General features: G+C 64.5%; 12 protein-coding genes and 1 pseudogene. 6 read left to right on the forward strand and 7 right to left on the reverse strand.

Features of this window, described 5'->3' with window-relative positions; genetic code table 11:
* Positions 1–150 precede the first annotated feature (150 nt).
* From BG90_RS12335 to BG90_RS12355, 5 genes are all read right to left on the reverse strand, one after another.
* Positions 151–630, reverse strand: a complete 480-nt coding sequence (locus tag BG90_RS12335) for a hypothetical protein (RefSeq protein WP_010116583.1) — start codon at positions 628–630, stop codon at positions 151–153.
* A 193-nt stretch (positions 631–823) separates the two neighbouring features.
* A complete protein-coding gene (locus BG90_RS32630; RefSeq protein WP_232288895.1) occupies positions 824–1333 on the reverse strand; it encodes a Csu type fimbrial protein in 510 nt (169 codons plus the stop codon).
* The gene (locus BG90_RS12345) at positions 1330–3672 is read right to left on the reverse strand and encodes a fimbria/pilus outer membrane usher protein (protein WP_232355036.1); all 2343 of its coding nucleotides are present in this window, start codon (positions 3670–3672) and stop codon (positions 1330–1332) included. Before BG90_RS12345 ends, BG90_RS32630 begins: the two co-directional genes overlap by 4 nt.
* Positions 3653–4411 carry a fimbrial biogenesis chaperone gene (locus BG90_RS12350; protein ID WP_010116577.1) on the reverse strand — a complete coding sequence of 253 codons (759 nt, stop codon included), beginning with the start codon at positions 4409–4411 and terminating at the stop codon, positions 3653–3655. The genes BG90_RS12345 and BG90_RS12350 overlap by 20 nt, the downstream gene beginning before the upstream one ends.
* A 124-nt stretch (positions 4412–4535) precedes the next feature.
* The gene (locus BG90_RS12355) at positions 4536–5042 is read right to left on the reverse strand and encodes a Csu type fimbrial protein (protein WP_025989948.1); all 507 of its coding nucleotides are present in this window, start codon (positions 5040–5042) and stop codon (positions 4536–4538) included.
* Positions 5043–6794: 1752 nt separating this feature from the next.
* Between BG90_RS12355 and BG90_RS12360 the strand changes: the two are divergent.
* The 5 genes and pseudogenes from BG90_RS12360 (at position 6795) to BG90_RS12380 (ending at position 10197) form a co-directional block, all read left to right on the forward strand.
* Positions 6795–7554, forward strand: a pseudogene (locus BG90_RS12360) (GNAT family N-acetyltransferase).
* Between the two features lie 153 nt (positions 7555–7707).
* Positions 7708–8520: a septum site-determining protein MinC gene (gene minC / locus BG90_RS12365; RefSeq protein WP_010116574.1), complete on the forward strand. Its 813-nt coding sequence runs from the start codon at positions 7708–7710 to the stop codon at positions 8518–8520.
* 58 nt (positions 8521–8578) lie between these two features.
* Positions 8579–9394, forward strand: a complete 816-nt coding sequence (gene minD, locus BG90_RS12370) for a septum site-determining protein MinD (protein WP_010105678.1) — start codon at positions 8579–8581, stop codon at positions 9392–9394.
* A 12-nt stretch (positions 9395–9406) separates the two neighbouring features.
* Positions 9407–9661: a cell division topological specificity factor MinE gene (minE, locus tag BG90_RS12375; protein WP_004186076.1), complete on the forward strand. Its 255-nt coding sequence runs from the start codon at positions 9407–9409 to the stop codon at positions 9659–9661.
* A gap of 116 nt (positions 9662–9777) precedes the next feature.
* Positions 9778–10197, forward strand: a complete 420-nt coding sequence (locus BG90_RS12380; protein ID WP_025989947.1) for a YXWGXW repeat-containing protein — start codon at positions 9778–9780, stop codon at positions 10195–10197.
* A 116-nt stretch (positions 10198–10313) separates the two neighbouring features.
* On the opposite strand, the gene BG90_RS12390 is transcribed toward BG90_RS12380, so the two are convergent.
* Positions 10314–11960, reverse strand: coding sequence for a chloride channel protein (locus BG90_RS12390; protein ID WP_010116568.1), 1647 nt, complete (start codon positions 11958–11960; stop codon positions 10314–10316).
* Between the two features lie 152 nt (positions 11961–12112).
* On the opposite strand from BG90_RS12390, the gene waaC reads away from it, so the two are divergent.
* Positions 12113–13135, forward strand: a complete 1023-nt coding sequence (gene waaC, locus BG90_RS12395; RefSeq protein WP_010105658.1) for a lipopolysaccharide heptosyltransferase I — start codon at positions 12113–12115, stop codon at positions 13133–13135.
* Between the two features lie 41 nt (positions 13136–13176).
* Here waaC and BG90_RS12400 read toward each other — a convergent pair whose 3' ends face one another.
* A complete protein-coding gene (locus BG90_RS12400) occupies positions 13177–13359 on the reverse strand; it encodes a hypothetical protein (protein ID WP_010105657.1) in 183 nt (60 codons plus the stop codon).
* Positions 13360–13367 lie beyond the last annotated feature (8 nt).

Genomic DNA, 13367 nt, shown 5'->3' on the forward strand with positions numbered 1-13367 from the left:
CGCAGAAATCGCGGACTTCCTCCGTAACCGTCGAGTCGATCGTGCTTGCCTTCACGGTCGGCTGCACCCGAAAAATCACATCGGCATCCTGATATTGCGCGCTCCGCACCAGCGCGGCGGTCGCGCTCGGATACGGCCGGGCGCGGAACGTCACGGAGTCGGCTGCGCGGTAAACGTAAGGGGCCACGCATAGGTGCCGTCCTTTGCCGTCTTTGCGAGCATGAAGCGATAGGTCAGCGTGAAGTTCGTGTTGATTGCGGTGTAGGGCACCGTGATTATCCCGCCCGTCGCCGGCAGCACGGCAGTCTTGCCGAATCCGCTGATCTCGATCGAGCTAAAGAGTGACTGGCCGACGGGAGAGACTTGAACCAGCAGCGCGTAGCCAGCACGGTCGTTGGTCTGAACGGCAAGCTGCGTGCCACTGCTATTGTCTTTGTCCGGCACGCTCGTAAAGCCTTGGTTGCTGTCTTTGTTGGTGATCACCAGGCGACTCGGATTGGTTACCGTGATTCGCACGTACGGTTGGACCGATGCGCCGACCGACAGCGATCGATTCGCTTGTTTCGCCTCGGTCCGCAACGGCGGGGCGGCGAGCAGGGCAATCGATAACGCCGCCGTGCTGACGAGCATCCAACTGATCCGTGGAGCGATTCGCCTTGCCGGTGTGCTCGCTGCGCCTGTCCGTTCGCTCCGTTCGCACCGCGATCCGGTCGCGTTCGTTCTATCGGTTTGATTCATGGTCTGCACCCGTCGTCGTTGTCCGCCGCGGCGGTCCGCTGCAAGTGGAGTCGTGGTCCGTGCCCGACCCCGCGCGATCTGCCGCCTAGTAGCTGAATGTGATCGTAATGGTGTGGTCGGCATATGCGCCCGGCACGACGTTCTGGCCTCCGCGAATCAGGCCGTATACGGTCGCGCTCGCGGACGAGACGTTGTTGAGCTTGCCGAATGAAATCGTCGACGTACCGCCGCTGATGCCGTCGCCCCAGATCATGGTGTGCGCGCTGTCGATGTACAGGTTGTAGCTCAACAGATTACTGCCGCCCGTGCGGGTCATCTGACGATTCGAGTACGAACCGCCTCCTGCACTGGCCGCCACCGTGGGGGTCGCGCTGCCGTTGCCGGTGCAGTTCACGGAAATCGTTATTGCGGTCGTGGCTGCATTGATCGTGTCGTACGTGCCGAAAACCATCGTCGACGGCGCGTTCATGGTGCAGCTCAAGGCGGCCACCGCCGGTGGCGCGGCGAGCGCCGCCGCACCGGCTGCAAGCGCCGCGACCGCAGCACGACAGATCGCCTGCCGGTGCGCCCGCTCGGGATGGTTGCGATGTCTCATGGTCTGACTCCCTTGCATAGATGGGTTCCCAGGTCCGGCAGAGGATCGTCGCCAGCGGGAAAACGCACGGTCATGTCGCACTGCTGGTCATGCCAGGTTGCTTGCAGGCGGTTCTGTTCCGACAATCCGGTGAGATAGACGATGCCGTCGTGGCCGACCGGAAATTCCTCCGTCTGTCCCGCGACCTTGACGGTCGCGCCGGCCGGCAAGTGGCCACCGTTCTCGAGGTCGATCGTCAGCACCGCACCGTGTGAACGTGTGATCGGAAACTCGAGCACCATGCCGCTGCGGAAATAAGGCACGGCGTCGAGCTTCAATGTGCCGATCTTCGCGTCGAACGGCAGATCGGCCTGCTCGATCGAGATCGGATTGCTTTCGTACGCGCGCAGCCGCGGCAGGAGCGCGAGGCCATTGGCATCGGTGTGGGAAACCAGTTGATTGTCCGCATAGACGCCGACATTGGGAAAGCCCGGCACCTTGACCAGCGCGAAGCTGTCCGTCACTTGGCGCGACAGACGCGGCGTGCCGTCGACGAAGGCGACGCCGCCTGCCGCGCTTGCCCGCACGCCGGCCCGTCCGCGATTCGCCGCCACTTCGACGTTGTACGTGCCGACTCGGGTTTGCACGCTGGCGCTGGCGTCCTGAATGTTGTTGCCCGCTTGCACCGAGTATCCGAATCCGTCGCCCACCGGCAGACTGCGTTGCACTTGCGCGAGAAACTCGGTTGAATGTTGTTGCCGCGTCATCGTGACCGATGCGCTCGTCCGGTTGTTGAGCGGCAGGGTCCATGTCATGCCGACCGTCGTCGCGCCGTTGCCGCTCAGTGGTTTGCTGACGCCGATGCTCATGAAGCCGGCACGCCCCAGTTGAACGTTGTAGCTCAACGACATCAGTTGAATCAGGTTGTGGTCGCGATTGTCGACGAACACGTGGGCGAGCCCCACGGAGCCGAAGCGGCCCATGCTCACGCCGATGTTGAAGCTCGTCAGGAGCTTCGGTGCGGGCACGCCCGGATCGAGCCCGAGCTGCGCAAAATGCGGTGTTGCCCACTGCGCGTGCGCGCCAACGGTGAACGCGCTCGTCACGCTGTCGATGCCTATCGTGGCGAGGGCGCCCGGGCCGGCCGGACTGCGGCTCGCCGCCATCGATACATTGACGACGCCGAACGGCGGCGCCAATACGACGCCGCCCACTCCGACGTTTTGCTGGGACGCTTCGACTTCGCCATGCAGCTCGCCGGTGAACCAGCTCGTCAAACCCTTTCGATACGTTCCGCTGGCGAACCATCGACCGTAGTCGTTGCTTGCGAGGCCGAAGTCGCGCCGCACCGATCCGAGCTCGAAAGAGAAATCCTGCAGCCCTTTCGCGAGCAGATTCGAGCTCGCATAAAAGGCCTGGGTAATGACCTGCTCGCGCCCCATGATGTCGCGCACGACGACCTGCACGTCGCCCTGGCCGGTGACGACCGGCACGTTACTGATCGAAAAGGGGCCCGGCGCGACGTCGCGCCTGGATGTCAGCGCATTGTTGACGTAGACGTCGACGGTCGACGGCAGCACGGCCTGACCGCTCACGCCCTGCAAGGGAATCGTGACGAGACCCGGCTGCGTGAGGAAGTTGGTTGCGTATTGAATGCCGCCGAACCGTACGGCACGTCCCCACATGCCGGGCCGGCTGATGGCGTCGCCGATTCGCAGGCTGGCGAGCTTGTCCGGCCGATCGACGGTCCAGGTGGTTTCCAGGCGCGTCAAACGCCGTGTCGTGCCCGAGTCGTCGGCGAGGAACGACCCGACGCCTACCCCGAATCGGTTGAAGAAACCGAGTTCGAACAGACCCGAACCATGCGTTTGGCCCGCGGCCCGCTCCACCAGCAAATCGTAGTTGAAGAAGCCGCCGATTCCTGGAGCGACGGCGTGCGGCCGGTTCTTGTCCGTCTCGTCGAAGGACGTACCGACGAACGCCTGCGCGGGAACAGTGATCGCGATCACCAGGCTTCGTTCGTCGACGGTGTAGGCAAGACCCGCGATCGCCTTCAATGAGTAATACCGCACGTCATTGACGACGAGCGGCTGAGCTGCGGGCAGCTTGAGCCGCCAGCGCTTCAGGTCGTCGGCCGATGCATAGAAGTCGCCGTTGCCCGCCTTGATCAGCGTCGCCGTTTCATCCAGGCCTTGCCGATTGATGTCGACCTGGAACAGCAACTCATTCGCCTCGCTCGTCATGGGCTGTGTTTGCGTGTCAACCGAGAGACGTTCTTCAGCGAGTGTCATTTCCGCGCTCATCAGGGTCGAGATCAGGATCGCGAGCAGGCCGGCCGTTTTAGCGGTCGTCAGGCGCAATGGTCGAATCGATATCGCCAGCATCTGAATAGCCCACCAAATGCAGCCCGGCGGCGGCAGCTGGTGCCGAACCGGAGCCGCGTTTGAACACCAGCTGCCGGGTCTGGCCAGGCAGAATGTAGGCAAACTCCGCATGCGTGGCGATGGGCCGATCGCTGCCCGGCGCGACGACGATGAGGTTCGCCACCTGCGCATGAGCAGTGCCGTCGTTCGTCACGCGCAATCTGAGCGTTCCAGTGCTGTCCGCCCGCCCGTCCGTCTTCCAATGCAACTGCGGCGCAGTGGTGGCCTTGGGCTTGATGAAGATCGGCAGGCTCATTTCGAGGGCAATTTGCACGCCGGCGAAACCTGGTTTCGGTGCGGGAGGCACTTCCCGCAGATAAAGCCGGTAGCTGATCTCCCGATCGGCGCTGAGCGGATGCCGCAGGCCGATGCGCACGACCTGGGAACTGCCGGGTGCGATGGTGAAAATGGGCGGGGCCGCCAGCAAATCGCCGGTGGTCGCGTAGACATCGTCGCCTGCGTTCTGGGACCAGGCGACAGCGCGCAGTTGAACGATCACAGGTTCGTCGGGCGATTCGTTTCTGACCGTGAGCGCGGCACTCGTGCGCGCTGCGGAAAGCTCGACCCGAACCGGAGAGACGGTGAAGTTCGTTGCCTGACTGTCAACGCATATCGTAGCGAGCGCGACGGCAGCGATCCATTTTGCGAGTTCACGAACATTCTGTTTCATGGTCATTCCACACGTATCAGAGTCATTCGGCAACACTGCGCTTCTCACGTACGCTGTCTGTGCGAGCGTAGTCGCTGCTCGGGAGGGAGGGCTCGCGCATTGGACGCCGCAAGCCCTCCTGGGCCTTGCATTAAAACGTCACGGTGACCGTTACCGTGTCTGCGTAGCTGCCCGGCACCGCATTCGGCTGGTCGGGGACCTTGCCGTAGACCGTTTTGGTGATTGCATTGGCCGTGGTCATCCCTGCGCCCGTGCCGTTGACGGTGTCGTTCGTGGGGGTGTTGCCCCACACCGATGCGTGTTGCGCATCCTGGTACAGCGAATAGCTGAGCTGGTTCGAACCACTCGTCATGATGCGGTTGGCGACGGTCGCGCCGGACGTCGTACCCGCATTCAATCCGATGTTGAAACTCGTGCCGTTCGTGCACCTGACCGTGATCGTCGACGTCGCGGCCTGATCGCCGGTGCCCGGCGTGTAAGCGGGGAAGGTCAGCGCGCTTGCCGAGTCGATCAGGCACGTCGCGTTGACCTGGGCTGAAACGCCGAACGTCGTGGTGGTGGTCGTGGCGGAGCCCACGGCCGCGACTGAAGCCAACGCCGCCGCGACTGCAAGCTTGATTAGTGAGGATTGCTTCATGATGAATTTCTCCTGTTAAGTGTCGAATTCCGCAGCCGGTAAGTCGAAACCATTCTTCGAAATGGCGCGTCGATCGTCCGTATGCAAAATGGGATCTTCGAATTGCATTGGAAATTGGTCGTGTTTTGCTTGAGTCACCTCCGTTACGTTGGAATGCACCGCTCGATTCACCGCGCGTCGTCGACGCGTTCGCCGCAAGGTCTGCGGACTGTCGGGGACGCGACATCGCGACCATCCCTATGGCAGACTCGGTGTCGAGCTTGATCGCCGTCGGCGGCTAAACAGCCGGATCGGGCACGGTTGTCCACGTGGTGAGCGTCGGATTCCGGAAATGACTTTCCGGTTATCGTCTATTGCGTGTGAACTTCTTGACGCCTGGCCGGCTCGTAGGCCGTGCTGACGCATTCGCGATCGCGCGTGCTTCGCCGCACGAGCGACGCGATACGATGCGCAATAGGATGGGTGGCGCGAGCAAATGGCCGAATGATGGCCGATGTGAATTTGGACATGATTTCCCCGGTCTGCTAATGGTGTTTCATTGCCTGTATTGATGGTTCGGGCGCCAGGCTTCGCAATTCCCGATTCGTGTGCGAGAGTGAACGCAAGGAGTGGGCCAACTCGACTATTTCTTGATTGGCACAAGGTGGCATTGGGGCGCAACGGATCGCGAAGGTGTAGGCGAGACAGAATGGTTTCAATCATGAAACATGAGGCGGGCGCGCCGTTCGGCGAGGCAGGAGGAGAGAGGCGGATCGCGCTGGAATAGCGAGGGGGCGCGTTATGGGCGCAGGCACGAGCGGGTTCCGCGAATTGCCCGACGAATCCGAAAATGATTCATCTTTGTAACGGCCTCGGGTAAACGCGCGACTATCGTCGCGGCACTTGCCAGTGCGTGCGCAAACCGATTTATCGCGCGTCGACGGCGCACATGGTCTCGCGACGTATCCAAGATAAAGCCCGTGGCATGCGGGTCTTTTCATGCCCCACGGTTTTCGCTCTCGCAGGAACGACAGATCCGAATCGATGCGCGTCGTCTTGTCCTGCGTCAGCCGCTAGATGAGCACCGCGTCGCCACCTCCCTGCCGAACGACGGCTCGTGCTTGCGCGTGTTCTTCGTTGACGTGCGGGGGTTTTTGTCGCTATTTCCAACCGGACTGGACGGCGCATGAATGGATCGCTTCCGGTCGGACGGCGCGGGTGCGTCGAGGCCGCGTGATGCCGACAAGCATCGATGCGCTCGCAATGCCGCGCATCGCGACGCCGATCGGCACGCCGCCGAGCCGGCGAAAGGCTGACGCCGTCGGTGCCGCGTCGCGCGTTCCGGCAAGGTTGCACGCGGGAAGGAGCGTTTGACTGCTGTCGGTCACCTCGTCGTCTTAGATCACGACGTTGCCGGCGCTTGGGACGTAGTGCGGCTTGGCCGACCCGCCCAATTGCGCGTACATGACGAAGCTCCGCGAGTCGGCGTGATTTCACGAATCGTTCGCGCCGGGCGGAACTCGGATCCGCGTCGGCTTTTTTGCTTTGATGCGCCGCACAAGAGCGTCGCGGCTGCGCGTCGTCGCGTGCTTAATTCTTCGTCGAAGCCGAAGCGAATAAAGGGGACGGGCGGGGTGGGCACATTCCGCCGGTCGGCTCGTGTCGAAAGATCCGATTTGCATCGGAACGAAAGCGTGCACAACGTGGAGGCGCCCGCGTGTTTCTGACCCGCTTCGATCGAACGAATGGCGTGAGATCAGGACAACTCGTCGAATCGAAGCGGTGCGCGCGCGACGGTCGAGGACTACGTCGATCGAACGCACGACGCCCTTGCCCGCGTTCGAGCGACGCGCCGAATCAATCGGTTCATTGCAATATTGCTGCGCCGCCGCATAAACGCGAAACTACGCGCGATATCGCGCTTTCCCGCGACATTCCGCAGCCATTCGAAAATTACGATTTGACTCATGCCCCGCTTTCGGTTGAAGCTAACGGCTTGCTGTCCGAAGGGGACTGTGCCTGCATGAGTTCGACCTTGACTGTTCGTCGTATTGCCGCGGATCAGGGCGGTGTGTATCGCGAACTGCGCGCCGCCTCGCTGCGCGAGCCCTATGCGAGCGGCGAGACGCCGGAAGCCGAGCTGGCCGTCGACGCGGCGAGAGCGGCGGCGATCGCGCAGCAGCGCGCGACGTCCGACGAATCGACCACGTTCGTGCTGTACACCGAAGGCCATCCGGCCGGCATGATCGGCGCGTATTTCGACAACACGCCCGCGCGGCGCGCGTTCGTCAGCGAGCTGTGGGTCGCGCACGCGGTCCGTCATCTGCGCGGCGGCGTGCTGCTCGTCGACACGGCGCGCGCGTGGCTCGCCGCGCGCGGCGCCGTCGGGATCTACGCGTGGATCGCCGATCAGAACCGCAGCGCGATCCGTTTCTACGAACACGTCGGCTTTGTCGATACCGGCGAGCGCGCGCCGATCACCCGTGTGCCGGGCGCGATGAAGTCGCTGTTCGTTTCGCGCGAGCACGCGTAAGCCGCGTGCGCGCCGATCCCGGACCCTCCTTGCCGCGCCCGGGCGGGGCGTTGCGGCCGGGCGGCCCGCAATGCGCGCTTCGGGCGCGCCCAAAAATGATGGCCCCGGGCGTGGACGCCTGTAAAATACGCAAAAATTTTTTGCAGAACGTCCATGTCGCTTAAAAAATCGCCATTCTTCGAACTGCGCAGCGGTTCGGTCGACACGTTGCTGTTCATCGTGAAAACCGCCGACCTCGATGCGTTGCGCGCCGAGTTGGTCAAGCGTTTCGAAGCGACTCCCGAATTCTTCGCGGACGACGTCGTCGCAATCGACGTGCGCCGGCTTGCGGACGGCGAGCGCGTCCCGCTCGACGACATTCGCCGGATGCTGAACGACGTGCGGATGCGCGCGATCGGCGTCGTCGCGCAGCCGGGGCAGCACACGTGGGCGGCGGGTTCCGGCCTGCCGCTTCTCGAGGCGCGCGACCGGCGCGCGCCGGCACCGAAGGCAGCGGGCGACGCGCCCGAGCAGCCGGCGGAGCAGGACACGCCGGCCGCCGGGCAGGTCGCGCTCTTTGCCGAAGCCGGCCCGTCCGGCGTCGACGCGGGCGCGCAGGGTTCGCCCGTCGCGCCCGTCGTCGCGCCGCAATCGGCGACGCTCGTCATCGACAAGCCGCTGCGTTCCGGACAACAGATTTACGCGAAGGGAGATCTCGTGGTGCTCGGCCCGGTCAGTTACGGCGCCGAAGTCATCGCGGAAGGCAACATCCACATCTACGCGCCGTTGCGCGGCCGCGCGCTCGCGGGCGTGCACGGCAATCACGACGCGCGCATCTTCTGCACGTGTCTCGAACCGGAGCTGATCTCGATCGCGGGCATCTATCGGACCACCGAGAACCCGCTGCCGGCCGACGTGCTCGGCAAATCGGTGCAGATCCGGTTGGAACAGGAAAAACTGATGATCGAACCGCTGCGCCTCACCTGACACGCGTGGCGCAACAATCGGGTCGGTCGGTCCTCATTGACGAACACAGGGTAGGTAAATGGCAAAAATCATCGTGGTGACTTCGGGCAAGGGCGGCGTGGGCAAGACGACGACGAGCGCGAGCTTCGCTTCCGGTCTCGCGCTGCGCGGTCACAAGACGGCCGTGATCGACTTCGACGTCGGCCTGCGCAACCTCGACCTCATCATGGGCTGCGAGCGCCGCGTCGTGTACGACCTCGTCAACGTGATCCAGGGTGAAGCGAACCTGAACCAGGCGCTCATCAAGGACAAGAAGTGCGAGAACCTGCACATCCTGCCGGCGTCGCAGACGCGCGACAAGGATGCGCTCACGCGCGAGGGCGTCGAGAAGGTCATCAACGACCTGATCGGGATGGACTTCGAGTTCATCGTCTGCGATTCGCCCGCGGGCATCGAGTCGGGCGCGCTGCACGCGATGTACTTCGCCGACGAGGCGCTCATCGTGACGAACCCGGAAGTGTCGTCGGTGCGCGACTCGGACCGCATCCTCGGCATCCTGTCGTCGAAGACGAAGCGCGCGACGGAAGGCAAGGATCCGATCAAGGAGCACCTGCTCATCACCCGATACAACCCGAAGCGCGTGAACGAAGGCGAGATGCTGTCGCTCGACGACATCACCGAGATCCTGCGCATCAAGCTGATCGGCGTCGTGCCGGAGTCCGAAGCCGTGCTGCACGCGTCGAACCAGGGCCTGCCCGCCGTCCATATCGACGGTACCGACGTCGCGGAAGCCTACAAGGACATCGTTGCGCGCTTCCTCGGCGAGGACAAGCCGCTGCGGTTCACCGACTATCAGAAGCCGGGCCTGCTGCAACGCCTCTTCGGCACCAAGTAACGGAGGCGCGTCATGTCGATTCTGTCGTTTCTGCTCGGCGAGAAAAAGAAGTCCGCGGCTGTCGCGAAAGAGCGCTTGCAGCTCATCATCGCGCACGAGCGCGTGGGCGGCCGTCCGCCCGCCGATTATCTGCCCGCATTGCAAAAGGAGCTCGTCGCGGTCATTTCGAAATACGTGAAGATTTCGAACGATGACATCCGCGTGAGCCTCGAGCGCCAGGACGATCTGGAGGTGCTCGAAGTGAAGATCGAGATCCCGCAAGCCTGACGCGTTTTCTTCCGCATCGCGCGGCGCATGGCCGCCGCGCGCGCTTACTTCTCGTTGCACTTTCGGGCCCGCGGTAACGCGGCGCCTGTCCGCCGTTATGCCCTCCTGAGCATTGAATGGATACGCTCTCGTTGCGTGTTCAACCGTTCTCGGAGGTCGTGATGTCTTTCTCTCTTCGTCGTGTCGTGCTGCCGTTCGTCGTCGCGGGTGCGGGCGTTGTCGCGCTCGCCGCGCCGCTTGCCGCGAGCGCGGACGAAATCCTCGTCGCGCAGGCGGCGCCCGGCGTCGTCGTCGAGCCGGCCGTGCGCGAAGTCGTCGTCGTTGCGCCGATCGCGCCGCCGCCCGTGCGCTACGAGATCGTGCCCGAGCCGCGCGTCGGCTACGTGTGGGATCGCGGTCACTGGCGCTGGGATCATGGCCGCTACGAGTGGATCGCCGGGCATTGGGAAATCGAGCGCATCGGCATGCACTGGGAGCCGGGCCACTGGACGCAGCGCGGACCGAGCTGGGTCTGGGTCCGCGGTCACTGGGCTTGAGGAGGGCGAGCGATGAAACGAACCTTGTTCGCCCTTGCGCTCGTCGCGCTGACGCTGGCCGGCTGCATCGTCGTGCCGGCGCGGCCGGTGTATTACCGGCCGGCTCCTGTCGTGATCTACTGAGCCGGACGGTGCGGCGGCTCGTGAGGCGGCGTGTCGTTCGACTGCGGCGCAGTGCCGTCGGCGTCGCGCGTCGATGCGGTGCCCGCGTGCGCCTGCGGTTGCGCGGCCGTGCGTCCGGCGTCGGCCGCGCTCGCCGTGCCGGCAGCGTGAGCCACTTCGTGTGCGCCGGCGCGGCCCGCATCGTCCGCCGCATCGTCCGCGTTCGCCTCTGCGGCATTCGCGTCGTCGCGCAGCGTGTCGAGCGGATCGGCGGGCGCCGATTCGGCGTCTTCGGGCATCCTGACCGCCGTGATGCCGGCATGCGCGGGAGCGGGGGCAGGAGCCGCCGCCGCCGCATGCTTCGGCTGCGGCGGCTTCAGATAGCGCTCGGCGAGCGTCTCGTACAGCGGCGGCACGAAGAAGCGCGACACGCGGCTCGCGATCAGCGCGGTCGCCATCAGCGAGATCACGAGCGCGTGGCCGTTGATCATCTCCATCACGATCACGAACGACGTGATCGGCGACTGCGTGACGGCAGCGAGGTAGCCGACCATCGCGAGCGCGATCAGCATCGGCAGATGCATGCCGCTGAACACGAAGTGCAGCAGATTGCCGAAGCCCGCGCCGATCGACAGCGACGGCGCGAAGATCCCGCCCGGAATCCCCGGCAGATACGACGCGACCATCGAAATCATCTTCAGGAACGGATACAGGACCGACAACTGTTCGCGGCCGTCGAGAAGCCCACGCGCCTCCGCGTAGCCGCTGCCGAACGTCGTGCCGCCCGACACGACGCCGACGGCGGCGATCGCGAAACCGCATGCCGCCGCGAACGCGATCGGCCGCTCGCGATAGAGCGCCAGCAGCCGCGCCGGCAGCCAGCGGCCGGTATTCAGCAGCAGCCAGCCGAACAGGCCGCCCGCGACGCCCGTGACGAGCGCCGTCAACAGCACGGCGGCGGCGAGCATCTTCGGAAAATGCTGGCCGATCTCAATCGTGCCGAAGTACGTGTAGTTGCCGTTCATGCCGAGCGCGATCACGCCGGCGATGATGATCGCGGTGATGAGCACGCCGCTCGCGCGCGCCGAGAAGCTGCGACTCAATTCCTCGATCGCGAACACGACGCCCGCGAGCGGCGTGTTGAACGCCGCGGACAGGCCCGCCGCCGCGCCCGCGAGCACGAGCTGCCGCTCGATCAGCGCGTTCGAGCGCGGATAGAAGCGGCGCAGGTTGAACATCAGCGATGCGCCGATCTGCACGGTCGGCCCTTCGCGGCCGATCGTGAAGCCGCCGACGATGCCGAACAACGAAATCAGGATCTTGCCGAACAGGATGCGCAGCGTCAGCAGCCGCGAGCCGAATGCGCTCGGCTGCGCGTGCAGCGTCGCGATCACCTGCGGAATCCCGCTGCCTTCCGCGCCGCGGAAGAAGCGGCGCGTGAGCCAGACAGACAGCGCGGCGACCGCGGGCGTCAACAGGAACGGCAGCCATGGGCGGCCGTGCTGAAGCGTCCGGAACACGTCGTAACCCCAGTCGATGAGCCGCGCGTACACGACCGCCATCAGGCCCACCGCGATCGCACCGAGCCAGAACACGCCGTATTGGCGCCAGATCCGCTGGGTGCGGCGCGTGAGAGACGGAAACAGGCGAGGGCGTTGCATGGGATGTGACGCAGGTAAAGCGGCGATTATAAGTAGCTATGAGGTCGGTTGTGGCGCTGTCGAGCTGTTTGTAATTTGGTTGTAATTTTTGTCTTCCGCGTTTTTATGTAATTAGAATGCCAAACTAACAAGCTGGAGACATCCACATACAAATGAAACGTATTCTCATTGTGAAGGTGACATCGCTCGGCGACGTCGTCCAGACACTGCCCGTCGTGGCGGACATCCATTGCGCATTCCCGGGCGTGCAGGTGGATTGGGCCGTCGACGAGTCATGCGCGGACATCGTGCGCTGGAGCACCGGCGTGAGCCGCGTGTTGTGCGCGCCGCTGCGCCGCTTCAAGAAGGCGCGCAACTGGGACGATCTGAAGGCGATAGCGATGTCGATCGGCGAGTTGCGCGCGCACCGCTACGATGCGGTGATCGATCTTCACGGAGTCTACAAAAGCGCAATCATTTCGTTTCTCGCGCGGGCGCGGCGGCGCTACGGCTATCGGAACCAGGATCTCGGCGAGCTCGGCGCGATGTTCGCGTACAACGGCCGCTTCGGTCCGCGCCCCTCTTGCGACGCATGGCACGGCATGCGCGTGAGCGCCGGCGAGGCGCTCGGCTACGTGCCGCAGGGCCGCGCCGACTACCTGCTGAAGGTGCCGCCGGAGCCGCGGGAGCCGCATGCGGCGCCGCTCGCGGCGCACGCGGAACCGGACGGGCCGTATGCGTTGTTCTTTCACGCGACGTCGAACGACGACAAGCGCTGGCCGACCGATCATTGGGGCGCGCTCGCCCGCGAGATGCTCGCCCGTGGATTGCACGTGCTGCTGCCGTGGGGCGGCGAGCATGAGCGCGAAGAGGCGCAGCGGATCGCGGCGCGCGCGCCGGGCGCCGTCGTGCTGCCCAAGCTGACGCTCACGGATCTCGCGCGCAAGATCGATCGCGCGACGCTCGTGGTCGGCGTCGATACCGGCTTTGTCCACATGTCGCATGCGCTCGAGAAGCCGACCGTGATGATCTTTCGCGCGACGTCGCGCCAGCATCTCGGCGTGAGCGGCGCGCCGCAGTCGGTGTCGATCGGCGACGACGGCTCGACGCCGAGCATCGACGACGTGCTAGGCGCGATCGGGCACGTCTACCCGCAATGCCCGGTAGAGGAGCCGCGGCGCGTCGCCGCGATGTAGACGTGCGCGGCGTGCGGCGGTTGTCTGCCGCGCCGGCTCGCTCAAGACAGCAGTAATTCGAATGCGATCACGGCCGCAATGGCCGCGAGGTTCGCGGCAAGCGCTTCGAGCGCGATGCCGAGCCAGCTCTTCGGCCTGAAGCGCGCGGCGAGCAGCAGCGCGCCGCCGAGCGACAGCGCGACGATCGACACGAGGTCGGCGTTCTGCAGGCGGATGAGGTTCATCGCGACGG

Source organism: Burkholderia oklahomensis C6786 (assembly GCF_000959365.1).
GTDB classification, from domain to species: domain Bacteria; phylum Pseudomonadota; class Gammaproteobacteria; order Burkholderiales; family Burkholderiaceae; genus Burkholderia; species Burkholderia oklahomensis.